Source organism: Xanthomonas sp. NCPPB 3005, assembly GCF_041228095.2.
Lineage (GTDB): Bacteria > Pseudomonadota > Gammaproteobacteria > Xanthomonadales > Xanthomonadaceae > Xanthomonas_A > Xanthomonas_A bonasiae.
The window spans coordinates 2,665,052-2,688,761 of record NZ_CP166096.2 but is presented as its reverse complement, the minus strand read 5'-3'; the positions used below and the strand labels follow the sequence as shown (position 1 = coordinate 2,688,761).

18 protein-coding genes are annotated in these 23,710 nt (G+C 69.0%); 10 read left to right on the top strand and 8 right to left on the bottom strand.

The features are described 5' to 3' along the window. Window positions 1–7 precede the first annotated feature (7 nt). The 3 genes from AB8810_RS11720 to AB8810_RS11710 are packed head-to-tail and all read right to left on the bottom strand — an operon-like array spanning window position 8 to window position 3,972. Window positions 8–1,090, bottom strand: a complete 1,083-nt coding sequence (locus tag AB8810_RS11720; protein ID WP_372530459.1) for an AAA family ATPase — start codon at window positions 1,088–1,090, stop codon at window positions 8–10. 27 nt (window positions 1,091–1,117) lie between these two features. Beyond that, the gene (locus AB8810_RS11715) at window positions 1,118–2,644 is read right to left on the bottom strand and encodes a DUF5691 domain-containing protein (protein ID WP_372530458.1); all 1,527 of its coding nucleotides are present in this window, start codon (window positions 2,642–2,644) and stop codon (window positions 1,118–1,120) included. Further along, window positions 2,641–3,972: an SWIM zinc finger family protein gene (locus tag AB8810_RS11710; protein ID WP_372530457.1), complete on the bottom strand. Its 1,332-nt coding sequence runs from the start codon at window positions 3,970–3,972 to the stop codon at window positions 2,641–2,643. The genes AB8810_RS11715 and AB8810_RS11710 overlap by 4 nt, the downstream gene beginning before the upstream one ends. A gap of 492 nt (window positions 3,973–4,464) precedes the next feature. Here AB8810_RS11710 and AB8810_RS11705 point away from each other — a divergent pair, with 492 nt between their 5' ends. The 5 genes from AB8810_RS11705 to AB8810_RS11685 all read left to right on the top strand — a co-directional run bounded on the left by AB8810_RS11705 (window position 4,465) and on the right by AB8810_RS11685 (window position 8,021). Then, window positions 4,465–4,740 carry a hypothetical protein gene (locus AB8810_RS11705; RefSeq protein WP_372530456.1) on the top strand — a complete coding sequence of 92 codons (276 nt, stop codon included), beginning with the start codon at window positions 4,465–4,467 and terminating at the stop codon, window positions 4,738–4,740. A 233-nt stretch (window positions 4,741–4,973) separates the two neighbouring features. Next, window positions 4,974–6,125 carry an SPFH domain-containing protein gene (locus tag AB8810_RS11700; RefSeq protein ID WP_372530455.1) on the top strand — a complete coding sequence of 384 codons (1,152 nt, stop codon included), beginning with the start codon at window positions 4,974–4,976 and terminating at the stop codon, window positions 6,123–6,125. A gap of 19 nt (window positions 6,126–6,144) precedes the next feature. Continuing rightward, entirely contained in the window at window positions 6,145–7,482 is a 1,338-nt protein-coding gene (locus tag AB8810_RS11695; protein WP_179564830.1) for a TFIIB-type zinc ribbon-containing protein, read from the top strand. Beyond that, the gene (locus AB8810_RS11690) at window positions 7,479–7,730 is read left to right on the top strand and encodes a hypothetical protein (protein WP_179564832.1); all 252 of its coding nucleotides are present in this window, start codon (window positions 7,479–7,481) and stop codon (window positions 7,728–7,730) included. Before AB8810_RS11695 ends, AB8810_RS11690 begins: the two co-directional genes overlap by 4 nt. An 84-nt stretch (window positions 7,731–7,814) precedes the next feature. Beyond that, a complete protein-coding gene (locus AB8810_RS11685) occupies window positions 7,815–8,021 on the top strand; it encodes a hypothetical protein (protein WP_372530454.1) in 207 nt (68 codons plus the stop codon). A 207-nt stretch (window positions 8,022–8,228) separates the two neighbouring features. Here AB8810_RS11685 and AB8810_RS11680 read toward each other — a convergent pair whose 3' ends face one another. The 5 genes from AB8810_RS11680 to AB8810_RS11660 form a co-directional block, all read right to left on the bottom strand. Then, window positions 8,229–11,297: an efflux RND transporter permease subunit gene (locus tag AB8810_RS11680; protein WP_206256983.1), complete on the bottom strand. Its 3,069-nt coding sequence runs from the start codon at window positions 11,295–11,297 to the stop codon at window positions 8,229–8,231. After that, complete coding sequence (locus tag AB8810_RS11675; protein ID WP_372530453.1) at window positions 11,294–12,388, bottom strand: efflux RND transporter periplasmic adaptor subunit; 1,095 nt, start codon at window positions 12,386–12,388, stop codon at window positions 11,294–11,296. The genes AB8810_RS11680 and AB8810_RS11675 overlap by 4 nt, the downstream gene beginning before the upstream one ends. 89 nt (window positions 12,389–12,477) lie before the next feature. Next, entirely contained in the window at window positions 12,478–13,167 is a 690-nt protein-coding gene (locus tag AB8810_RS11670) for a TetR/AcrR family transcriptional regulator C-terminal domain-containing protein (protein WP_372530452.1), read from the bottom strand. Between the two features lie 110 nt (window positions 13,168–13,277). Continuing rightward, window positions 13,278–14,465: a sensor histidine kinase gene (locus tag AB8810_RS11665; protein WP_372530451.1), complete on the bottom strand. Its 1,188-nt coding sequence runs from the start codon at window positions 14,463–14,465 to the stop codon at window positions 13,278–13,280. Further along, window positions 14,462–15,151: a response regulator gene (locus AB8810_RS11660; protein ID WP_179564844.1), complete on the bottom strand. Its 690-nt coding sequence runs from the start codon at window positions 15,149–15,151 to the stop codon at window positions 14,462–14,464. The genes AB8810_RS11665 and AB8810_RS11660 overlap by 4 nt, the downstream gene beginning before the upstream one ends. Before the next feature lie 113 nt (window positions 15,152–15,264). On the opposite strand from AB8810_RS11660, the gene AB8810_RS11655 reads away from it, so the two are divergent. Genes AB8810_RS11655 through AB8810_RS11635 form a run of 5 tightly spaced genes read left to right on the top strand, consistent with a single transcriptional unit; the run spans window position 15,265 to window position 23,649 of the window. Next, window positions 15,265–16,722 (top strand): efflux transporter outer membrane subunit, encoded by a 1,458-nt coding sequence (locus tag AB8810_RS11655; RefSeq protein ID WP_372530450.1) that lies wholly within the window; start codon window positions 15,265–15,267, stop codon window positions 16,720–16,722. Between the two features lie 25 nt (window positions 16,723–16,747). After that, a complete protein-coding gene (locus AB8810_RS11650) occupies window positions 16,748–17,551 on the top strand; it encodes a MipA/OmpV family protein (RefSeq protein WP_372530449.1) in 804 nt (267 codons plus the stop codon). Between the two features lie 13 nt (window positions 17,552–17,564). Beyond that, the gene (locus tag AB8810_RS11645; protein ID WP_372530448.1) at window positions 17,565–18,686 is read left to right on the top strand and encodes an efflux RND transporter periplasmic adaptor subunit; all 1,122 of its coding nucleotides are present in this window, start codon (window positions 17,565–17,567) and stop codon (window positions 18,684–18,686) included. Next, window positions 18,683–21,772, top strand: a complete 3,090-nt coding sequence (locus tag AB8810_RS11640) for an efflux RND transporter permease subunit (RefSeq protein ID WP_372530447.1) — start codon at window positions 18,683–18,685, stop codon at window positions 21,770–21,772. Before AB8810_RS11645 ends, AB8810_RS11640 begins: the two co-directional genes overlap by 4 nt. Next, a complete protein-coding gene (locus tag AB8810_RS11635) occupies window positions 21,769–23,649 on the top strand; it encodes a lipase family alpha/beta hydrolase (protein WP_372530446.1) in 1,881 nt (626 codons plus the stop codon). Before AB8810_RS11640 ends, AB8810_RS11635 begins: the two co-directional genes overlap by 4 nt. Window positions 23,650–23,710: the final 61 nt, after the last annotated feature.

Here is a 23,710-nt window from a genome sequence, read left to right as displayed (position 1 = left end):
GGGCCGCTCAGACGTGCTCGCGGAACGCGCGGTACAGGTCTTTCCAGTCGTCGCGTTCCTTCACCACGGTTTCCAGATATTCCTTCCACACCAGCGCGTCCTGCACCGGATCCTTGACGATGGCACCGATCATGCCGGCGGCCATGTCGCCCGGGCGCAGCACGCCGTCGCCAAAGTGGCCGGCCAGGGCCATGCCGTTGTTGATCACCGAAATGACCTCGGCGGTCGAAAGCGTGGCGGTGGGACTCTTCAGCTTGGCCTTGCCGTCTTCGGTAACGCCGTTGCGCAGCTCGCGGAAAATGCGTACCACCCGGGCGACTTCCTGCAGCGCCGGCGGTTCGGCCGGCAGCTCCAGCGCCACGCCCATTTCGGCCACGCGCTTGACCACGATGGCCACTTCGTCCTCCTCGCTGGAGGGCACCGGCAGGATCACCGTGTTGAAGCGGCGCTTGAGCGCGCTGGAAAGCTCGTTCACGCCCTTGTCGCGGTTGTTGGCCGTGGCAATCACGCTGAAGCCGCGCACGGCCTGCACTTCGCTGCCCAGCTCCGGCACCGGCAAGGTCTTTTCGGAAAGCACGGTGATCAGCGCGTCCTGCACATCCGCCGGAATCCGGGTGAGTTCTTCGATGCGCGCGATCTTGCCCAGGCGCATGGCGTTCATCAGCGGGCTGGGCACCAGCGCTTTCTCGCTGGGGCCATTGGCCAACAGTTGCGCGTAGTTCCAGCCATAGCGGATCTGCTCTTCGCTGGTACCGGCCGTGCCTTGCACCAGCAGGGTGGAATCGCCGCTGATGGCCGCGGTCATGTGCTCGGACACCCACGACTTGGCCGTGCCCGGCACCCCGAACAGCAACAGGGCGCGGTCGGTGGCGATGGTGGCCACGGCCACTTCCATCAGGCGCCGGTCGCCGATGTACTTGGGGCTGACCACAAAGCCGTTTTCCAGCGTGCCGCCCAACAGATAGGTCACCACCGCCCACGGCGAGAGGATCCAGTTGGCCGGGCGCTGGCGGGTGTCCTGGCGACGCAGTTCTTCCAATTCTTCCGCGTATTGGTGTTCGGCGTGCTGGCGCAGGACGGCAGTGCTCATGTTGGCTCCAATGAAAGGTCGTGATGATTAGAAAGCGGAATGCAGGGCCTGGCGCATGGCCAGAAGTTGGCGTGCCTGGTGCACGCAGTCGCGCATGGCCTCGGTGGCGTCGGCCGGTGCGTCGGCCATCTGCACCTGCGACAGCGCGGAGGGGTCGAGCACCGCCAACAGTTCCAGCAGCGCGTCGCGCAGGGTGTAGTCATGACGCAGGGACTCTTCGCCAAACAGCGCGCCCAGCCCGGCAGCCAATTGCCGCGAGTAGGCCGCGCTGAGAGTCTGGCCAAGGCCCGTGCTGTCCAGCACTTCGCCGAACAGGCGCTTTTGTTGAAGTTCGGTCGCACTGGTGGGCCAATGCCGTTCGCGTTGCGTCGGCGGGAGCATGGCCAATAGGTCGCCCAGGCTCATGTGCCGTTGCTCCACACCGATGAGGGCTTCCACCCATTCTGGTTCGCTGGCGTCCACACGCTCCAGCCAGGCGCGCAACAGCGCGTCGTACCAGTCCGTGCTGCGCGCCCAGGCCAGTACCTGCGCTGGCGCTTTTTCCAGGGTATGGCACCACCAGGCCAGCGGCAGCTGGCGCGCCAGCTGATAGAGCCACCAGGCACGCTCACCCAGCATGTCGTTGTTGGGGCGCTTGCCGTCGATGGCGGCGTCGGCCCAGCCGGCATCGGCTGCCGCGGGGGCTTCCAGGGTCCAGGTCGTACGGCGCATCAGCCCGCCGGGCTGGTGCCGCAGCAAAGCGCGCATCTGCGCCTGCACGTACTGCGCGTGCGGCGTGGACGGCAGCCGGGCCAGCATCGGGCCCGCCAGCATGCGCACCTCGCGGCTGCGGTCCTTCAACAGGGGCTGCAGCAGCGGCGCGTCGGCCTCGCTCAGCTGTGGCTGCAGCGCAGCGACGAAGTCCACCCGCTCGCGCGCGGAGAGGTCTTTCAACGTGCCCTGCAGGCGCGCGCGGGCGTCCTCGGGGTTGTGCGCACGCAGTTGCCGGAAGGCCAGCAGGCGCGCATCAAACGCGCCTTCGTTCCACATCTGCTCCAGGTCCGCCTGTGCATCCGCTTCGACCGCCACATCTGCCGCGTAGGCCCAGTCTGCATTGCAGGCCGCCAGCCAGCGGCCGCGCACACCCAGCACCGGGCGCAGGCCGGGACGCAGCGCGCTCAGGCGCGCACCGGCTTCCAGCGCCTGCGGCAATACCGCCGCCGGCAGGTGCAGATTGTGTGCGGCCAGCTGCGCGCAGGCCTCGTAACGGGTGCGCTTCATCCACGGCGACGGCTGTGCAGCGCTGAATAGTCCCTTCAACAGCGGTGCCCAGGCGTGACCGGCGGGCAGCACCAGAGGATCGACCTCCGCAGGCGGCGGCAGGGCCACCGGCGCGGCCATGCGCAAGGCGGCGCGCCGGCAGGCAGCCAGGACGCCCACCTGCCGGCTGTAGCCCAGTGCGGCGTCTTCCTGCGTGGCCACGGCGGCGAGCACTTCGCCCAGCGTGCCTTCGGCGGGGATGGCCTGCACGCGGTCTATGCCCAGCAGGGCCGGCTTCAACCATGCCTCGTTCATGCCACGCTCCTTTCCCAGCGCTCGCCCGGCGCGTTCCACGCGGCAAGTGGCAGCAGCGCCTGGCCATCCCACTCGCCCATCAGGCACAGCGGGTGGCCACCGGCAAATGCCATCAACGCCCAGCCCTGCATCGGCGGCAGCCGAAGCGGCAGCGTGCCTTCGGCGTGCTGTACCCAGGCGTTGCGGCCATCGTGTGCCACATGCGCCACTCCCAGGCGCATGGGCACCTGCGGCAGCCATGGGTTGGTGGCGTACGCCTGCGCGGCGGCGTCCAGCGTGTCTTCGCGCGGCGGCGCCGTAGCGGCGTCCATCCCCGCTTCCACTTCGCCCGGCACCGCGCGCAGCGGTACCGTGCCCGCGTGGAAATGCAGAGTGCCCGCATGAACGTGGCCGTTGCGCCAGTGCTGCTCCCAACCGCGCCCACCGTGGCTGTAGTCCTGCAGCAGCGCGGCCCGCCCGCTTTCCAGCCCGTGCAGCCACACGCGGCGTTCCATCAAGTTGCCCGGATGTTCGATCATGTGTTGGCCCTGCACGTGCCAACGATCGCGCACGGTCTCGCCCTGCCGCTGCGCCGCTTCGCGCTCCATCGGCCAGCCCAGTGCAGTGCGCAGGTCCGCCTGACGCGCAGCGCTGAAGGTTTCCATGCGGGACACCGCCTGGGTGAGCAGCTGCAACAGCCCCAGGCATTCACCCAGTTCGGCCAGCTGGGCGAGGTCGCGCCCGCCCTCGCCCAGCGCTCGTTCCAGTTGGCTGGCCAGTCCCGGGGCCTGGGCATCCACCATGCGCGCCATCATGCGCTGCGCTTCCTGCTCGAAGCCCGCGCCCAGGTTGGCCAGCCCCTGGCGGAACTGGTCGGCCACCCAGCGCTGCAGTTCTGCCGCACCGGTTTCCATGCGCGACCAGCGTGCCTGTTCGCGCTTGGCGGCAGCGGCCGCCTGCGCCTGCGGATCCGGCGGGGACACGCTGGCGGCGGCTTCCTCCTTCCGGACCGCACGGGCACGGCGGCCCTGCATCCACTCGTCCACCCAGCCCGGACGCACGCTCGGCACGCAGCGCGGGTTGCCGGCGGCATACAGCAGCATCAAGGCCAGGCCATGCTTGCAAGGAAACTTGCGGCTGGGACACGAGCAACGGCTCACCAGCGTGGTCAGCTCCACCTGGGTCTGGTATGGCTTGGCGCCGCTGCCTTGGCATTCACCCCACAGGGCTTCGGCGTCGGCGCCGAGCAGGCCCCACTTTCCGTCTGTGGCCAGACCACCGGCCGCCTTGCTTGACGATGCATCAGGCGCAAGCGCGAGCACCTGCTCGCGCGTGAGTCGCACTTCCATATCCGTACTCACATCAGATTGCGGAGGATGATAGCCGAGGTTGGACAGCTGCAGAAATCATGGTCGTTGAGAGTGCTGGTGAAGATGCCCACCTCAGCGAGTTGCAACGTTTTCGCGGCAGAGTTGCCAGAAAAAACCAATTCGCGCGATCTGTTCGCTTCCGACTAAAGCAGACATACCCCTACTCCGACAACGATCCCTAATCCCAGTCTGTTTGCTCGGATCCATCTACCCCCGATAGACCTCCCCAGTCGCATCTATCCGCCCGACCACACACACGATCACCAGATCCCGCTCATTGATCCGATACGCATATCTGGCATGTGACGCAAGCGGAAATCCCACTGCGCCTTCCCATCCCCACGAAGCCTTAACTCCCACCCCCTATCCTACCGACGCGCCGCACGACGCCCGCCACGCCCTCGCGTGGATCGTGGAGCACATACCACGTCGCCGGCCGCCAACGGACATCGACATCGCAAAGGAGACTCTATGAAGAAGCTGCACCTACTCGTGTTCGCCGGATGCCTGCTCGGCCTGAGCCCGCTGGCATCCGCCGAGGTCGTCAACCTGACCAACAGCGCGGATGGGGCCAATCGCGACGCCGGCATCGCCGCGGTGAAGAAGAAGCTGCAGGAGGCCTGCACGTCGCGCAAGGGCACGCCGGATCTCGAATCGTTCGAGGTGGTGTTCGAGAAGACCAGCCAGAATCCGGATGTCCCCAAGCCCTACTATGTGGACGGCAAGCTCAAGTGCAATCTGCCGTAAGGCCGATACCGGCGCTGCACCGGTCCGCGCCGTGAAACCCCGTCCCTCGAACAAGGCCCCGCTCGCGCGGGGCCTTGTTTTTGGCGTGCCGCGTACCGCGATCGCCTCTTCGGCACAACGCCAGCGACACCCCGGCGCCAGACCCGCGCCCTCCCTCGCCCGGTGCCCGCTGCTGATATAGTCCGGCCAGCACGATGGGCATGGTGCCCGTCCACGAATCAAACGGAGTTGTCATGGGTCTCGTCCAGGCAGTGTCAGGTGCGGTCGGCGGCGTTCTCGCCGATCAGTGGAAGGACTTCTACACCGTGCCGGCCGGCCTGCCGGCGACGGCGGCGCTGTTCGCCGCGGTGCCGCACGGCACCAATGCCGGGCGCGGTTCCAACACCGGCGCGTCGTCGAACATCATCAGCAACGGGTCGAAGATCGTGGTGCCCGAGGGCTACGGGCTGCTGCTGATCCAGGACGGTGCGATCACCGGTTTCGTCGCCGAGCCGGGCGGTTACGAATGGCGCTCCGACGATCCGAATTCGCAGTCGATCTTCGCCGGCGACGGCCTGGTCGCGCCGCTCATCCGGCAGAGCTGGGAGCGCTTCAAGTTCGGTGGCCAGCCGGGGTCGCAGCAGGCCGCGTTCTTCGTGTCGCTGAAGGAGCTGCCCGACAATCGCTTCGGCACGCAGTCCGAGATCTACTGGGACGACGGTTTCCTCGGCACCCAGGTCGGCGCGGTGACGCGCGGCGCGTATACGCTGAAGATCGTCGATCCGATCCTGTTCGTGAAGAACTTCGTGCCGGCGCGCTATCTGCAGCCGGGCCAGGTGTTCGACTTCACCGACCTCGACAACGCCGCCGCCAACCAGTTGTTCAACGAGGTGATTGGGTCGCTGGCGCCGGCCTTCAGCCTGTACACGAACGACCCGGGCAAGGGCAACCGCATCACCAAGCTGCAGCAGGATTCGCTCGGCTTCGCCAAGAGCCTGTCCGATGCGGTCGAGCAGGCGTACCAGTGGCGCTCCGAGCGCGGCCTGGCCATCGTCAAGACCGCGATCGTGTCGATCGAGTACGACGCGAACACGCGGGAACTGCTCAAGACCGTGCAGCGCGCCGATGCGCTGGCCGGCGCGCGCGGCAACTCCAACCTGCAGGCGAGCGTCGCCCAGGGCATCCAGTCGGCAGGCGAGCATGGCGGCGCCGCGGGCCTGGTCGGGGTCGGCATGGCCACGGGCATGGTCGGTGGCGTGGGCAGTCTGCAGCAGCCGGTCGCGCCCACCGCGCCGGCCGCCGACGATGCGGTGGCCAAGCTGAAGAAGGCCAAGGAGATGCTGGACCTGGGCCTGATCACCCAAGGCGACTACGACGCGGCCAAGGCCAAGGCGCTGGGCCTGTAAGCCGCCGGACGCCGCGATCATGTCCGACTCCAGAACCCCGCCGCCGTTGCCGCCGGTGCCGCCGCCCTTGCCTGCGGCGGCCGTGACCGGTCCCGGCTCGCCGCAGGACGTGCCGCCCCTGCCCGGCAGCTTTCCGCTCGATCCGGCCACCCTGCCCGCGCCGATCCGCGACGAACTGCAGGCGCCCGATCCGCTCGCCATCGACACCGCCGCCAACGAGCTGAAGGACGGCCTCAACCGCTGCCCGAAATGCGGCGCCACCGACATCCGTCCCAAGCTCGGCACCGACCTGCTGGTCTGCCAGTACTGCCGCAACGAATGGCATGGCGCGCGGGTCGAGGAGGTCTTCGGGTTCGGCGCCGGCATCGGCGAGCTGCGCGGCACCGTCATCGCCTCCGGCGCGCGCGATATCGCCGCCGACGCGGCCAGCCTGATGAGCTTCAAGTGCAGCGGCTGCGGTGCCGAGGTCACGGTCAATACCGAGAGCACGATGACCGCGCGCTGCCACTGGTGCCGGCACGTGTTCGGCGTCAACGAGCAGGTCGCCAACGGCGCGGTGCCCGACGCGGTGCTGCCCTTCCACATCAAGAAGGAGGATGCAGTCGCGCGCATCCGCCAGTTCGTGGACAAGCGGCGCCTGTTCGCGCTGAAGGCCTTCAAGGAGCAGTTCACGCCCGAGAACGTGGTCGGCGTGTACCTGCCCTACATGATCGTCGACGGCAACGTGAGCGCCAGCGTGGCCGGCAAGGGCGAGATCAAGACCCGCGAATACACGCGCGGTACCGAGAAGAACAAGACCACGTACTACGACGCCGACGTGTACCAGGTGCAACGGCACGTGGATTTCACCGTGGACGACCTGCCGCTGGAATCGTCTTCCGAACGCGGCAACCTGGATGCGCAGGCCAACACCAACAACATCATCAACACCATCCTGCCGTTCGACACCAAGAACGCGGTGCAGTGGAACGCGTCGTACCTGGCGGGCTTCACCTCGGAAAAGCGCAACCGCGACGTCGAACACCTGCGGCCGCGGCTGGAAGACCAGTTGCTGTCGATCGCCCGCGCCCAGGTCGAGGACTCCGTCGACCGCTACGACCGCGGCGTGCGCTGGGAGCAGGAGCGGCTCGAGGTCCACGGCACGCGCTGGGTGTCGATGTACCTGCCGGTGTGGCTGTATTCGTACCACCAGCCCGGTCGCAACGGCGGCATGCTGCACTACATCGCGGTGAACGGGCGCACCGGCGAGACCATGGGCAGCGTGCCGGTGCAGCAGTGGAAGCTGCTGCTGGCCGCGCTCACCGCCGGCAGCGTCATCGAAGCCATCGCCCTCTGGATCGTGGTGACCACCTCATGAGCGACGATAGTGGACTCTGGTTGCTGCTGGCCGGCCCGGCCGGCGCGAGCGCGTTGTACTGGGCCCTGTACCGGTACTACCGCAACACCGACAAATCGCACGCCTTCGAGCGGGAGACGAGCGTGGAGGCCAAGCCGGTGACCGGCTCGGACAGCAAGGTCGGCACGGTGACGGGTACGCAGGACCGGCGCATCCGCGGCGACAACGTGCGCGCGTACCGGGCGCGCGTGCAGCGGGAGACTGGCTGAGGCGCTGTCCAGCTCCATGCCCGGCCAAGGGGGCGGGCAGCGGTGCAGGCCCGAGATGCACCGCTTCGACGCGACGATCCATCCATGGCGCGATGCTTCCGCGCCGATCGGTTCGCACGCCCGTTCCTGCGCTCAACGCCCTTTGCGCAAGCGTCGCCGAAGCCCCGCGATCTGCCGCGGACTGAAATCCTGGGCATGGCGCTGAAGCAATGCGAGGATCGCCGCGTGCGCCTCGCGCGTGCGGCGCTGCAGTTCCTCTTCCGCAGCTCGCTCGATCGCCTGCCACTGTGAACGGGTCGTGCCGGTCGGGCCGGCTGGGCGCTTTGCAGTCAATGCGTTTGTCCGGTCATGGAAATCCAGGTTGGCCGGTTGCAACGGCCAGGCACAACTTTACCGCCAAATCCGCCGCGATCGGGCCGCCGTCGACGCCCGCGTCGCGCACCGCCGTTGCGGCCACGCGAGCGCGCGCGCACGTCGCGCGCACCTGGGCAGCCTTGCTCAACCGGCAGCCGAATGCGACGACCGGTGGCGGAAGCGCCGCGACATCCACTCGCCGAGATCGTCGACCAGGGTGAACGCGGCCGGGATCACGATCAGGCTCAGCAGCGTGGACGTGATCAGGCCGCCGATCACCGCGATCGCCATCGGCGCGCGGAAGCTGGAATCGCCGGAGAAGCCCAGCGCGATCGGCATCATGCCGGCGCCCATCGCCAGGGTGGTCATGACGATGGGCTGGGCGCGCTTGCGGCAGGCGTCGATCAGCGCGTCGTGCTGGCTCATGCCGTGCTCGTCCTCGGCCATCACCGCGTAGTCCACCAGCAGGATGGAATTCTTGGTGGCGATGCCGATCAGCATCAGCAAGCCGATCAGCGCCGGCAGCGAGAGCATGTTCTGGGTCAGCAGCAAGGCCCCGAACGCGCCGCCGGCGCACAGCGGCACCGCGACCAGGATGGTGATCGGCATCAGCGCATGGTTGAACAGCAGCAACAGCACCATGTAGATGCAGACCAGGCCGGCGGCCATCGCCAGCATGAAGCCGACGAACAGCTCCACGAACACTTCGGCATCGCCGGTGTTGAGAAAGCTCACCCCCGGCGGCAGCTGCTTCACGCTGGGCAGCTGCTGCACCTGTTCCATCACCTCCCCCAGCGGCCGGCCGTTGAGTTCGGCGGTGAGGGTGACGTTGCGCTGGCGCTGGTAGCGCGAGATCTGCGACGGGCCGCTGCCCATGCGGATCTCCGCCACCGCGGCCAGCGGCACCGGCCCGTAGCGGCCCGGCACGCGCAACTGGCCGATCAGGGCCGGGTTGGCGAGGGTGGATTCGGCGAAGCCGACCCGGATCGGGACCTGGCGGTCGGGCAGGTTGAGCTTGGCCAGGCGCTGCTCGTAATCGCCGGCGGTGGCGATGCGCGCGGCCTCGGCGATGGTGGCCGTGGCCACGCCCATGTCCGCGGCCCGTGCGGGATCGGGGACGATCTGGATCTCCGGCCGCAGCAGCGACGCGGTGGAGGTGACGCTGCCCAGTCCGGAGATGCCGCGCAGGTCGCGCTCCAGGGCGGTGGAGGCGTCCTGCAGGTGCTGCGGGTCGTCGCCGGCCAGGACCAGCTGCAACAGATTGCCCGGTTCCGAGCTCACGTAGCTCACGCGTACGCCGGGCATGTCCGCCAGGCGCGCGCGCGCCTCGCGCTCGAGCACGCGCTGGTCGCGCTCGCGGTGGTCGGCAACGCCCCAGTCCAGCACCAGCGTGGCCTTGCGCGCCTCGCCCACGCCGGTGGCGTTCGGATCGCCGAGGTCGAGCACGCTGCCGACCGCGGTGTAGACCTGCTTGAGTTCGGGAATGTCCTTGAGCAACGCGCGCGCGCGCTCGGCGACGGCGACGGTTTCCTGCAGCCGGGTACCGGGCGGCAGTTCCAGGTTCAAATTGCTGCGGCCCAGGTCCGATTGCGGGATGAAGGTGGCCGGGATCAGCGGCACCAGCGCCAGCGAGGCCGCGAACAGGCCGGTGGCGATCCACAAGGTGCGCGCACGATGGCGCAACGCCGCGTCGACCCAGCCCAGGTACCAGCGCATCAGCCGCGAATCGGCCTGCTCTTCGCCATGCGGCTTGAGCAGGTAGGCGGCCATCATCGGCGTCAGCAGGCGCGCCACCAGCAGCGAGAACAGCACCGCGGTGGCCGCGGTCCAGCCGAATTCGCGGAAGAACTTGCCGGCGATGCCGGGCATGAACGCCACCGGCACGAACACCGCGGCCAGGGTCAGCGAGGTGGCGATCACCGCGTTGCCGATCTCGCCGGCGGCGTCGCGCGCCGCTTCCAACGGCGGCTTGCCCATGCGCAGATGGCGCACGATGTTCTCGATTTCCACGATGGCGTCGTCGACCAGGATGCCGACCACCACCGACAGTGCCAGCAAGGTGATCATGTTCAAGGTGAAGCCGAACAGGTGCATCACCGCGAAGGTCGGAATGATCGACAGCGGCAGCGCCAGCGCGGAGACCCAGGTCGCGCGCCAGTTGCGCAGGAACAGCCACACCACCAGCAGCGCCAGCGCGGCGCCTTCGTAGAGCATGGTCATCGACGATTCGTAGGAGCGGTGGGTCTCGTCGATGGCGGTGGTGACCAGGCGGAAATCGATCCCCGGATGCGCGGCCTTGATGGCGTCCAGCGCCTTGTGCACGCCCGCCTCCACCTCGACCTCGCTGGAGCCGCGGGTGCGCGACATCGAGAACGCGACCACGTCGCGCCCGTCCAGCAAGGCGGCTTCGCTGGGATCGGCGGCGGCATCGGTGATCCGCGCCAGCGTGGACAAGCGCGCCGCGCGCCCGTCGGGCAGGCTGATCGAGAAATCGCGCAGGGCCTGCGCGTCGCCCACGGTGCCCAGGGTGCGGATGGTCTGCTGCGCGCCGCCGAGTTCGGCCTTGCCGCCTGCCCGCTCCACCTGGATCTGCGCCAGCTGCTTGGACACGTCGCCGGCGGTGATGCCGAAGGCGAGCAAGGCGTTGGGGTCCAGGTCCACCCGCACCTGGCGCTGCACGCCGCCCACCCGGGTGACCCGGGCCACGCCCGGTACGCCGTACATGGCGCGCGCGATCTCGCGATCGACGAACCAGCTGGCCTCGTCGGGCGTCATCCGCGGCGCCACCAGCGCATAGGTCATCAGCGAGCCGCCGATGTCGACCTTGGAGATCACCGGTTCCTGGATGTCCTGCGGCAGGTCGGTGCGGATGCGCGTCACCGCATCGCGGGTGTCGTCCAGCGCGGTGGCCAGGTCGGCCTCGAGCTGGAATTCGATGGTGGTGGTGCTGACGCCTTCGCTGACGGTGGACATCACCCGCTTGACGTTGGTCACCGTGGCCACGGAATCCTCGATCTTGCGCGTGACCTCGGCCTCCAGCTGGCTGGGCGAGGCGCCCGGCTGGGTGACCGTGACCGTGGTCATCGGAAAGGCGATGTCCGGGAAGCGCGCCACCGGCAATTGGTGGAAGCCCCACAGGCCGGCCACGCACAGCACGAAGAAGACCAGGATCGCAGGCAGCGGGCGGTTGATCGCCCAGGCGGAGATATTCATCGCGCGGCCGCCTTCGCCTCGGCCACCACGCGCACGCGGTCGCCCTCGCCCAGGAAACCGGCGCCATCCACCACCACCCGGTCGCCTTCCTTCAATCCTTCCACGATCTCGGTGCGCCCCTGCACGGTCTGCCCGCTGCGCACGCGCAGGCGCTGCACGTGCTGCCTGGCATCCACGGTGAACACGTAGCTGTGCCCGTCGCGTTGCACGATCGCGGCGCTGGGAATGGTCAGCGCCCGGCCATCGCCGGTGACGATGCGTCCTTCCACGTAGATGCCCTGCTTGAGCGGGCCGGGCGCGGGCAGATCCGCATAGATGGTGCCGGTGCGCGTCTGCGCGTCCACGCCGGGACTGACCGCGCGGACGCGGCCGGCGATGGTCTGCCCGGCGTACGGCAGTTCGACGCTGTTGCCGACGGCCACGCCGGCAAGCTGCGCCTCGGACAGTTCCGCGCGCCATTCCAGCCGGCCATCGCGGATCAAGCGCAGCAGTTCGTTGCCCGCCGCGACCACCTGCCCCGCCTGCACCAGCCGTTTGGAGATCACGCCGTCGGCGGGCGCCCGCAATTGCGCGAAGTCGCGCTGCAGTTGCGCCGCCTGGCGCCTGGCGCGGGCGGTGGCGGTCTGCGCCTCGGCGTCCACGCGCGTGGCGCGCAGTTCGTCCAGGCTGCTGGCGCTGACCAGCCGCTCGGCCGCCAGCTTCGCGCCGCGTTCGTAGTTGAGCCGCGCCAACTCCTGCGCGGTCTGCGCCTGGTGCAGCGCGGCGTCCGCCTGCGCCAGCTCGCTGTCCAGCGTGCGGTGGTCCAGTTCCAGCAGCACCTGGCCCTGCTTGACCCATTCGCCCACGTCCACCTTCAACGCCGTCACCCGCTGGCCCGACAGTTCGACCCCGAGCTGCATTTCCTCGTAGGCCGAGACCGGGCCGGACACGACCACCGTGCGTGCCAGCGTCTGCGTCTGCGCGGCCGCCACGGTGACCGCAAGCGCGGACGCAGCGCCCGCCTCATCGGCCTTCTTGTCCGTGCCGCCACAGGCCGACAGCAGCACGCCGATCAGGATCAGGGAAGCACAACGCAGAATCTGGATACGCATGGAGGACGCCTGTAGCCCACAGTGGAAGGGCGCTGGAAGAGTGGACGCTGGCGATGGCTGGCGGGAGGGGAAGCGGGACGCGATGGCGGTCATGGCGCAACGGCGGCCCGTGCCTGGGCAGGGAGGTCGCCGTGCTGGCCGGGTTGCGCGTCGGCCTGGGCCAGCCAGTGTTCGATGCCGTCCAGCATCAATCCCAGGCCCTGTTCGAAGCGCCGATCGAAATCCGGCTCGGTCAGCAGATGCCTGGCCTGCCAGCAGTAGGGAAAGCGCGCCTGGGACAACGCCAGGAACGCCTTGCCCACGTCCTCGAGGTGGCGATAGTCGGGCATTGCCTGTTCCTCGATGACGAAGCCCATGACGTAATAGGCCAGGTCCATCGCCGCAGTGGCGGCGAAGCCGACCGGCGCACCGGCCTCGGCCAGTGCCTTGATCATGGCTTCGCCCAGGCGCAGCACGTTATCGCTTGCGATGTAGGTGCCCGCATAGACGCGCGCGCCGTCGCGGTGCGCCTTGAAACCGCAGCGGAGCTCATGCGCGACCTGCAGCAGGGTCGCCCGCCACGGTTGATCGGCAGGAATGTCGCGGGCCACCTGCTCGATCAAGGCATCGGCCATGGCGTCGATCAAGGCCTGCTTGCTCTTGAAGTGCCAATACAGCGACGGCGCGCGGATGCCCAACTGGCAGGCCACCTTGCGCAGGCTCACGCCTTCGATGCCGGCCTCGTCCAGGAGCTGGAAGGCCGCGTCGACGATCTGTTCGCGCCCGAGGGGCTTGCGCATACCTACCCTAACGCTGTTAGTCGGCGAAATCTAACAGCGTTAGGGTGCGCGGGCAAGCGGCGTTCCGGCACGGCCTGTCGACCGCAGCGTCCCGGGCCGCCGATTCCGATCTACTGCCCTCGCGGCAACCGCACCCGCGCGCACAAGCCGCCGCCGTCGCGGTTGCCGAATTCCAGCGCGCCGCCGTGGGCATGGCAGATCGCCGCGGCGATGGACAGGCCCAGGCCGCTGCCGCCCGAGTGCCGGGCACGCGAATCCTCGGCGCGCCAGAAGCGATCGACCATCCGCGGCAACAGTTCCGGCGTCATGCCCGGGCCGCGGTCGCAGACGCAGATCAGCATGTCGTTGGCGCCAGCGCTCACTTCGATCAGCAGATGCTTGCCGGCCGCGGCATAGCGCAGCGCGTTGTCGATCAGCACCGACAGCACCTGGCCGATGCGGTCGCGGTCGGCGCTGATCGACACGCCGCCCGGCACGCGCACCTCCACCTCCATCTGCGCCGCCTGCAACGGCTGCGCCAGCCAGGCCAGGCGCTCGCGGATCAGTACGTCGAGCGGAAAGGTGTGCGGCTCCAGCATCAGCTGATTGGCCCGCGCCATCGACAGCAGATGCAGGTCGCCGACCAGGCGATTGATCTGCTCCAGCTGGCGATGGACCATCTGCAGCTGTTCGTCGCTGCACGGGAAGACCTGGTCCAGCATGCCCTGCACCCGGCCCATCGCCGCGTTCAACGGCGTGCGCAGTTCGTGCGCCAGCATCGCGCTGGAATCGCGCACCTCGCGCTCGTACTGCTGCAGCTGCGCGGTCATGCCGTTGAAGTCCATCGCGAAGCTGGCCAGTTCGTCCGGCGCCGAGGGGATCACCTTGGCGCGCGCGGAAAAGTCGCCGTCGCTGATGCGCCGGGCGGCCTCGGCCACATTGGAGAACTGGCGCGACAACGGCCGCGACGCGAGCAATCCGCACACCACGATGACCGGAATCGACGCGATGACCAGCACCGCCAGCAGCAGCCAGTCGCGGCTGGCCAAGCCAGGCAGGAAATCGGCGACGTCGTAGTAGCGTGCGAACAGCTGCCACAGGCGCTGCTCGTTGCTGTGCGGATCCTCGCGCAGTTCCATCATCTCCTGGCGCGCCGCCGGTGGCATCTGCCGCAGGGTCAGGATGTCCCAGATCGCGAAGCGCAGCCACATGCCGAACACGATCGCCAGGATGGCGACCACCGCCAGCGCGCTCATGCGCAGGCCCGCCCATCGCCACAGCGGCGTGTGTGCCTTGCGCCGGGCGAACGGCCATCTCATCGGAAGCGATAGCCGATCGCGCGCACTGTCACCAGCACATCGGTGATGCGCTCGCTCTCCAGCTTCTTGCGCAGGTTGTGCACGTGAGCGTCCACCACCCGCTCCAGCGCGTCGCTTTCCGGCAGGCAGATTTCCAGCAGTTCGCTGCGCGTATAGGCCTTGAACGGCGTCTTCAGCAAGGTGGCCAGGATGTTGAATTCGGTCGGGGTCAGGTCCAGCGGTACGTCGTGGCCGTCGGCGTCCTGCACCGTGGCCAGCACCGCGTTGGTGTCGACGGTGAGCCGCTCGTACTTCAGCGGTTCCTCGCTCGTCCTGGCCGGCCCGGCGCGGCGCAGCACCGCGTACACGCGCGCGACCACCTCCTTCGGGCTGTAGGGCTTGACCACGTAGTCGTCGGCGCCGTAGCGCAGCGCGCCGAGCTTCTCCGGCTCGTCGCCCATCGCGGTCACCATGATCACCGGCGTGTCGCCGCTGCGGCGGATCGTCGACAGCACTTCGGTGCCGCTCAGCTTGGGCAGCATCACGTCCAGCAGCACCAGGTCCGGTTTCCACTGCGCATGCAGCTGGATCGCGCGCGCGCCGTCGCCGGCGATGGCGACGTCGAATCCGTCGCGGCGCAGATACGCCTCGAGGATGCTGGCGCTGTCGGCGTCGTCCTCGACGACAAGAATCTTCTTGGAACTCATGCCCTGTGCCGCCCTGGTCGCGCGTCTTGACGGAATCTTGAAGATTCCTAGAAGCCAGCTTGAACTTGCCGGCCGACTCTATCACTCGAGATTGGCCACCCCGACTGACCCCCATGATTGTATCGCCCGCAGGCAAGCGTCCGTACCGCCCTCGCCTCCTCGTCGCCGCGCTGGCGGTGCTGCTCGGCGGCTGCTCGCTGGCGCCGGTCTACGAGCGCCCGCAGGCCACCGTGCCGAGCACGCTGGGCGGCGCAGCGGCGGCACCGCTGCCGCAAGCGAGCGCGGCGCCCGCGGTCGCGCTGTCGGAGCAGGAACGGCGGTTCCTGCGCGAATTCTCGCCGGCCCACGACCTCGCGCCGCTGGTGCAGCAGGCACTGGCGCACAATCCGGACTTCCGCAACACCGTCCTGCAAGTGCAGCAGGCCCGCGCGCAATACCGGATCGAGCGGTCGCAGCAGCTGCCGCAGATCGGCATCGATGCGCAGCAGGCCCGGCAGAGCTACGACGATCCGCGGCAGCAGGAGCGTTACGGGCAGAAGCTGGTCACCGCCGCGGTCGGCGTCGACGATTTCGAACTGGATCTGTTCGGCAAGCTGGCCGCGCTGTCCGCTGCCGCGCAGCAGCGCTATCTGGCGTCCAGCGCCGGCCAGCAGGCCGCGCGCGGCGCGCTGGTCGCCGAGGTGTTGCGCACCTACACGCTGGAACGCGCCGCCGCCCAGGCGCAGGCGCGTTTCCAGGCCATCGCCGACGACAGCAACGCGCTGTTGGCAGTCGCCGACGACCAGCACGATGTCGGGCTGATCTCCACCGACGCGCTCGACCGCCAGCGCCATCAGACCGACCAGGCCCAAGTCCGCGCGATGCAGGCGGCCAGCGACCACGCCGCCGCGCGCCGCGCGCTGCAACTGGTCGCCGGCTACGACGCACCGGCCAGCGCCGGCGATCTCGAGGACGTGCTGCCGGCCGACGCGGGCAGCATGGCGCTGCGCGACCTGGACTCGGCGGTCTTGCTGCAGCGTCCGGACATCCAGCAGGCCGAAGCCGAGTTGCGCGCACGCAATGCCGACATCGGCGCCGCGCGCGCCGCATTCTTCCCGTCGATCAAGCTCAGCACCTCGCTGGGAACCGCCAGCGATGTGCTCAGCGGCCTGTTCGCCGCCGGCAGCCGCACCTGGAGTTTCGTTCCGCAACTGACCATGCCGATCTTCGACTTCGGCCGCAACCGCGCCAACCTGGACATCGCGCAGCTGCGCAAGCAGGCCGGCGTCGCCGACTACGAGAAGGCGATCGAATCGGCGTTCCGCGAAGTGGCCGATGCGCTCGATGCCGGCCCTGTCCTGCAGCAACGCGAACAGCGCGAGCGGGCCAACCGCGATCGCGAACGGCAACGCATCCAACGCATGCAGCGCCGCGTCGCGCAGGGCCTGCAGGATCGCCCCGCGCTGCTCGGCGAACGCATCGCCGCCGAGCAGGCCGCCCTGGATCACCTGCAGGCCCGCCAGGACCTGATCCTCAACCGTATCGCGCTGTTCCGCGCGTTCTATGGCGTGCAACTGCCGCACGCCTCCTGATCCCTCCACGTCGAAGAGAACGTCCATGAAAATGATCGCCTTGTTCCCGCTCCTGGCCTGCGCCGTATCGCCGCTGGTGGCCAACGCCGCCGATGCGGACGCATCCGGCTTCCGCCTGTTCGGCCACCAGACCGAACTCAGCCTCGGCGCCGCCGCAGTGGCGGCGCCGCGCTACTTCGGCTCCAGGGACGACCGCGTGCAATTCGCCCCGGTGCTGGCGGCGCAGAGCGGCCTGCTGTTCTTCGACAGCGTGCGCGGCCTAGGCGCGCAATTCCAGAGCGATGGCGGCTTCTACGTCAGCCAGTCGTTCGGCTACGACCTCGGCCGGCTGGACCGCAACAGCAGCTGGCGCCCGGGCTCCAGAACCCTGGCCGGCATGGGCGACGTGCCCGGTTCGATCACCAGCCGCACCATGATCGCGCAGCAGTTCACCTCGTATCTGATGCTGGATGCCGAAGCCGAATTCGCCCTGAAGGACGGTGCGCGCCGCAACAACTATCGCGCCGGCGCCAAGTTCACCCTGCTGCAGAACGACCGCGACACGCTGACCATGAACCTGGACGCGCACTGGGGCGACCGCCGCTACAACCAGGCCTATTTCGGGGTCACCGATGCGCAGAGCGCGCGTAGCGGGTTTGCCGCCTACAGCGCCGGCTCCGGCCTGTACGCCTATTCGGTCGGCGCCAACTGGGACCACGCGCTGTCCAAGCACTGGAGCACCTCGCTGACGGTCGCCGGCACGCGCTATGTCGACAACGCCGACGGCAGCCCGATCGTGCAGCGCCGCGCCTTCGCCAGCGCCATCGGCGCCGTGACCTACACCTTCTGACCCGCCACATAGAATGCCCATGAAACCGAGTCTTGCGATGTTTCTCTGCGTCTGCGTGCCGCTGGCGGCAGTGGCGTTGACCGCCTGCAGCCGCGACCCGACGCCGCCTGCGGAAGCCCCGCGCACGGTGAAGCTGGAGGCCGTCGGCAGCAGCGCCGGCACCGACGATCGCCTCGTGGCCCAGGTGCGCCAGGAGCAGCGCGCCGAACTGGGCTTCGAAGGCGGCGGCCGCATCGCCTCGGTCGCGGTGGATGTCGGCGACAGCGTGCGCCAGGGCCAGATCCTGGCGCGGCTGGATCCGGAACCGAACCGCCTGCGTGCCGAGCAGGCCGAGGCCAACCTGCGTATCGCGGCGGCGGATCTGCAACAGCAGCAGACCCAGCTCGCCCAGCAGCAGGCCATGTTCGAGGACGGCGCCGCGTCCGCCACCACCTTGACCGCCGCCAAGACCGCCTTCGCCAGCGCACAGGCGCGCGTGCGCAGCGCGCAGTCGGACCTGGCGCTGGCGCGCCGCGGCCTGCGCCAGGCCGAGCTGCGTGCGCCGTTCGACGGCAGCGTGGTGGCGCGGCTGCAGCAGCCCGACGCCAACGTGGCAGCGGGCCAGCCGGTGCTGCAACTGGAAGGCCGCGGGCGTGCGCAGGTGACGGTCGCGCTGCCGTCGGCATTGGCAGCGACGCTGCATCCCGGCCAGGCGGCGACGGCGTATCGGGCCGGCGCGCCCGAGCAGGCGCTGCCGCTGCGGCTGCGCAGCGTGTCCGATCGCCTGGACGGCGGCGCCACCGTGCAGGCGCTGTTCGAAAGTGCCGCGGATCCCGCCGCTGGCTTGCGAAGCGGCGAGAACCTGCTGCTGGCCCTGCCCCACGCCGAAACGCAGCCATTGAGCGTCCCGCTCAGCGCGCTGGTGCCGAGCATGGGCAATGGCAAGCCGATGGTGTTCGTCTACCAGGACAGCAACGCCAGCGTGCGCCGGCGCCAGATCGTGACCGGGAATGCCGAAGGCGACCGCGTGCAGGTCCGCCAGGGACTGCGCGCCGGCGAACGCATCGTCGCCGCCGGCGCGGCCTTCCTCAGCGACGGACAGACCGTCGTCCCCTTCCATCCCGCTACGCGCCTGACCGGCACCGCCTCGCCATGAACCTGACCCGCGCCACCCTCGCTTCCAGCCGCTTCGCGCTGTTCACCGCCGCGCTGATCCTGATCGGCGGCATCGTCACCTTCCTGGGCTTTCCGTCGCAGGAGGAACCCAGCGTCACCGTCCGCGATGCGGTGGTGCAGGTCGCGTTTCCCGGCATGCCCAGCGAGCGCGTCGAGAACCTGATCGCGCGCCCGCTCGAGGAGCACCTGCGCGAACTGACCGGCATCAAGAAGATCGTCACCACGGTGCGGCCCGGCAGCGCGATCGTACAGCTGACCGCGCGCGACGACGTCGCCGATCTGCCCGCGCTGTGGCAGCGGGTGCGCACCAAGGCGGCCGATGCCAGCGCCGAGTTGCCGCCGGGCACGCAGGGGCCGTTCGTCGACGACGATTTCGGCCGTGTCGCGATCGCCTCCATCGCGGTGACCGCGCCCGGCTTCGCCACCAGCGAGATGCGCGCGCCGCTGCGGCAGATGCGCGAACAGCTGTACACCGTGCCCGGGGTGGAACGCGTCAGCTTCCACGGACTGCGCGAGGACCGCATCTACGTCGCCTTCGAGCGGACCCGGCTGAGCGAGGCCGGCCTGACGCCCAGCGCGGTCGCGCAACAGTTGCGCACCCAGAACGTGGTCGCCAGCGGCGGCCAGATCGCCGCGTCCGGGCTGGCGATGACCGTCACCACTTCCGGCGAAATCCGCACCCTGGACGAGCTGCGCAATACGCCGATCTCGGTTTCCGGCGCCGATGGCGCGCGCCAGATCCCGCTGTCGCAGCTGGCGCGCATCGCGCTGATGCCGGCCGATCCGCCGGAGAGCGCCGCGATCTACCAGGGCCAACCGGCCGTCGTGGTGGCGGTGTCGATGGCGCCCGGCTACAACATCGCGCAGGTCGGCCAGGCGCTGCGGCAGAAGCTCGGCGAGACCGCGCGCATGCTGCCGGTCGGCTTTTCCCAGCACGTGGTCACCTTCCAGGCCGACGTGGTCGAACGCGAAATGGGCAAGATGCATCACGTCATGGGCGAGACCGTACTCATCGTGATGGCGGTGGTGATGCTGTTCCTGGGCTGGCGCACCGGCCTGATCGTCGGCGCGATCGTGCCGCTGACCATCCTCGGCACGCTGATCGTGATGCGGGCGCTGGACGTGGAACTGCAGACCGTCTCCATCGCCGCGATCATCCTGGCGCTCGGGCTGCTGGTGGACAACGGCATCGTCATCGCCGAGGACATCGAGCGCCGCCTGGCCGCCGGCGAGGAACGCCGGCAAGCCTGCGAAGCCGCCGGGCGCACGCTGGCGCTGCCGTTGCTGACCTCCTCGCTGGTCATCGTGCTCGCGTTCTCGCCGTTCTTCTTCGGCCAGACCAGCACCAACGAGTACATGCGTTCGCTGGCGATCGTGCTGGCGGTGACCCTGCTCGGCTCGTGGCTGCTCAGCGTCACCGTGACCCCGCTGCTGTGCATGTACTTCGCGCGCGCGCACCGCAGCGCGCATGCCGAAGGTGCCGATGGCGCCGACCACTACGATTCCAGGCTGTACCGCGGCTACCGGCGCATTATCGAAACCCTGCTCCGGCACAAGGCGCTGTTCCTGGGCAGCATGCTGCTGTTGCTGGCGGTGGCCGCCACCATCCTGGGCTCGATTCCCTACAGCTTCCTGCCCAAGTCCGATCGCCTGCAGTTCCAGATGCCGGTGACCCTGCAGCCGGGCAGCGATTCGCGCGAAACCCTGCGCACCGTGCAATCGATCAGCCGCTGGCTGGCCGATCGCAAGCGCAATCCCGAGATCGTGGACAGCATCGGCTACGTCGCCGACGGCGGACCGCGCATCGTGCTCGGCCTGAATCCGCCGCAGGCCGCGGCCAACATCGCCTACTTCACCGTCAGCGTGCGCCCCGGCACCGACCTCGACGCGGTCATCGCGCGCGTCCGCCAGCACATCCGCCAGGGCTATCCCGCCGTGCGCGCCGAGCCCAAGCGCTTCTCGATGGGCTCGACCGAATCCGGCGTGGCGATCTATCGGGTGGTCGGCTCGGACGAAACCCAGCTGCGCCGCATCGCCGCCGGGATTGCGCAGGCGTTGCGCCAGCTGCCGGGCACGATCGATGTCAGCGACGACTGGGAGATCCGCATTCCGCGCTACGAGGTCCGCGTCGACCAGGTCAAGGCGCGCCGCGCCGGGGTCGGCAGCGACGACATCGCCCAGGCCCTGCAACTGCGCTACAGCGGCATCGACGCCTCGGTGATCCGCGACGACAGCGTCAACGTTCCGATCGTGCTGCGCGGCGGCGCCGATGAACGCGTCGCGGCCAGCGATCCGGGCAGCACCCTGCTCTATCCCGCGTCCGGCGCCGCCGCCGTGCCGCTGTCGGCGATCGCCGAGATCACCCTGTCCTCCGAGCCGTCCGCGATCCAGCGCCGCAACCTGAGCCGCGCCATCACCGTCACCGGGCACAACCCGAGCATGACCACCGACGAAGTGGTGACCGCGCTGGCCGGCAAGGTCGCCGCGCTGCGCCTGCCGCCGGGCTACCGCATCGAGATGGGCGGAGAACTGGAGGATTCGGCCGAGGCCAACCAGGCCTTGCTGCAGTACATGCCGCATGCGCTGGGCGCGATCCTGCTGTTGTTCATCTGGCAATTCAACTCGTTCCGCAAGCTGTTCATCGTCGTCGCCAGCGTTCCGTTCGTGCTGATCGGCGCGGCGCTGGCGCTGCTCGTCACCGGCTACCCGTTCGGCTTCATGGCCACCTTCGGCCTGCTCGCGCTGGCCGGCATCATCGTCAACAACGCGGTATTGCTGCTGGAGCGCATCGATGCCGAACTGGCCGACGGCCTGGACCGGCACGACGCGGTGGTCGCGGCCGCGGTCAAGCGCCTGCGCCCGATCGTGATGACCAAGCTGACCTGCATCGTCGGCCTGGTCCCGCTGATGCTGTTCGCCGGCCCGCTGTGGACCGGCATGGCGATCACCATGATCGGCGGGCTGGCGCTGGGCACGCTGGTCACGCTGGGCGTGATCCCGGTGCTGTACGACCTGCTGTTCTCGCTGCGCACCGGCCGCAGCGCACTGCGGACGGCCGCGGCATGATCGGCCAGCGCAGCCGCCGCCTGGCCTGGCGCATGTTCGCCGCGCTGTGCCTGGCGTCGGGCGCCAGCGGCTGCGCCATGGTCACACTGAAACCGGTGAGCGCGGCGGAGTACATCCAGGCCAGGCGCGGCGACCCGCTCGGCAACGGCCACCTCAGCATCCCGGCGATCGAGACGCTCGCGGTGATCGGCCTGAGCGAAAGCGCATGCAGCACCCGAACCCGGCAATGCGCCGAGCAGTTGCTCGACAACGACGGCGTGGTCCAGGAACGCAAGCTGGCGGCCGTCGCCGAGCTGTGGCTGCAGGCCTCGCTGCGGTTGGCCAAGCGCCAGCCGCGCAGCGACGCGGCACTGAGCGCCTGGCTGGAGACCGCGCGTTATGCCTATGCCTACCTGTTCTTCGGCGAGCGCGCGCCTGGCGAGCGCACCTTCGAGGACCGCCAGACCCAGGTCCGCGACTACTACAACTATGCGGTGCAACAGGCGGTGTCGGCGCTGTTCGTGCGCTTCCAGCAACAGGGCCAGCGGGCCGACAGCGCGGCCGAACTGTCGGCCCTGCCCGGCTGGAGGATCGCGCTGGACGTGAGCCGGTTGGGCGCCTTGCAGGACATGCCGATGCCGGATGCGATGTTGCCGGCCAGCGGCCTGCGCTTCACCGGGCTGCGCAGCGTCTACCGGCGCGACGGATTCGGCGCGGAGATGGTCGCGGTGCTGCCGGACGCGACGTCGCTGCGGAACGAGGCGAGCGAGTCGGACGCGACGAGCCCGGCCTACAGCGAAATGCCGACGCCGAGCCTGACCGTGCTGCTGCGCTTCGATGGCGACACGCTGGCCGAGGTGCTGGCCAGCCGCGCGGTGCGGGTGGAAGCCTACGATCCGTACCTGAGCGCCCGCGCCACGCTGGGCGGCTACGCGGTACCGCTGGCCGGCGACTTCAGTGCCGGCTACGGGGTGTGGATGGCGCGCTCGGGTTTCGCCGAGCAATCGCTGCGCACGCTGTTCGGCATGGCCCATGGCATCGACCGGCCGCACATCTTCCTGACCCAACCCTACGATCCCGACCGCCGGGTGCTGGTGCTGCTGCACGGCCTGGCCAGCAGTCCCGAGGCCTGGGTGAACCTGGCCAACGAACTGCTCGGCGACGAAAACCTGCGCGCCCGCTATCAGATCTGGCTGGTCTACTACCCGACCAACCTGCCGATCGCCTACAACCAGATGGAAATCCGCAATGGCCTGGAGCAGGCGCTGGACCATTTCGATCCGCAACGGCGCAGCGCCTCGGCGCACGACATGGTGCTGGTCGGGCACAGCATGGGCGGCGTGCTGGCACGCTTGATGGTGTCCTCCAGCGACGGCGACCGGCTTTGGCAGCGCCTGTTCGGCAACGCGACGCTCGCGCCGCAGGCGATGCGGACGCTGCGCGACACACTGTCGCCGATGCTGCACTTCGAGCCGATGCCGGAAGTCTCCGAGGCCATCTTCCTGGCCTCGCCGCATCGCGGCACCCCGCATGCCACCGGCATGCTCGGCAGACTGGTGGGACGCCTGATCGGCCTGCCCGCGCGCGTTCTCGACCAGTTCAAGGACATCACCGGCACCGGCCTGGTCGGCAAGCTGCCGACCAGCATGGACAACCTCGACGACCACGACGATTTCGTCGAAGCCGCGGCGCAGCTGAAGATCTCGCCGAAGGTGAGCTATCACTCGATCATCGCCCGCCGCGATCCGCGCGTGCCGCTGGCGCAATCGGACGACGGCTTCGTGCCCTACTGGAGCGCGCACCTGGACGGTGCGGCGTCGGAAACGGTGATCGCCTCCGGCCACAGCGTGCAGGAAACCCCGCAGGCCATCCTGCAGATCCGCAAGCTGCTGCGCTGAACCGCAGCGGCGAGCGACAACGCCGCCGACCGGGTGCCGGCGGCGCGCGAAACGCAGACAA